Here is a 599-nt window from a genome sequence, read left to right as displayed (position 1 = left end):
AAATGGTGGCTCGGGACGGAATCGAACCGCCGACACGAGGATTTTCAGTCCTCTGCTCTACCGACTGAGCTACCGAGCCAACATAAATGGCGGTCCCGACCGGGGTCGAACCGGCGATCTCCTGCGTGACAGGCAGGCATGTTAACCACTACACCACGGGACCATTTGGTTGCGGGGACAGGATTTGAACCTGCGACCTTCGGGTTATGAGCCCGACGAGCTACCGTGCTGCTCCACCCCGCGACAATATAATGTTTTTTAAAAAATGGAGGAGGTAGAGGGATTCGAACCCCCGCGCGACTCTCGCCGCCTGTCGGTTTTCAAGACCGATCCCTTCAGCCGAACTTGGGTATACCTCCATGAAGGAAAAAGAAATATTTTATTATTTATGTCTAAACCATTTGAAAGAAAATGGAGGAGGTAGAGGGATTCGAACCCCCGCGCGATTCTCACCGCCTGTCGGTTTTCAAGACCGATCCCTTCAGCCGAACTTGGGTATACCTCCGAGACATATAATAAATAAAGTGGAGCCTAGCGGGATCGAACCGCTGACCTCCTGCGTGCAAGGCAGGCGCTCTCCCAGCTGAGCTAAGGCCCCA

6 tRNA genes are annotated in these 599 nt (G+C 53.6%); all 6 read right to left on the bottom strand.

Annotated elements, in window-relative coordinates:
- Positions 1 to 3: 3 nt before the first annotated feature.
- Positions 4 to 79 (bottom strand) — tRNA-Phe (locus FS742_RS27110).
- 8 nt (positions 80 to 87) lie between these two features.
- Positions 88 to 163 (bottom strand) — tRNA-Asp (locus FS742_RS27105).
- A gap of 3 nt (positions 164 to 166) precedes the next feature.
- Positions 167 to 243 (bottom strand) — tRNA-Met (locus tag FS742_RS27100).
- A 23-nt stretch (positions 244 to 266) separates the two neighbouring features.
- Positions 267 to 359 (bottom strand) — tRNA-Ser (locus FS742_RS27095).
- 53 nt (positions 360 to 412) lie between these two features.
- A tRNA-Ser gene (locus tag FS742_RS27090) sits at positions 413 to 505 on the bottom strand.
- A gap of 20 nt (positions 506 to 525) precedes the next feature.
- Positions 526 to 598, bottom strand: a tRNA-Ala gene (locus FS742_RS27085).
- Position 599 lies beyond the last annotated feature (1 nt).

It is taken from the genome of Bacillus cereus (assembly GCF_007678085.1).
GTDB lineage: Bacteria > Bacillota > Bacilli > Bacillales > Bacillaceae_G > Bacillus_A > Bacillus_A cereus_BE.
Note: the sequence above shows the minus strand (reverse complement) of the source record. Positions and strands in the feature narration are given on the sequence as shown.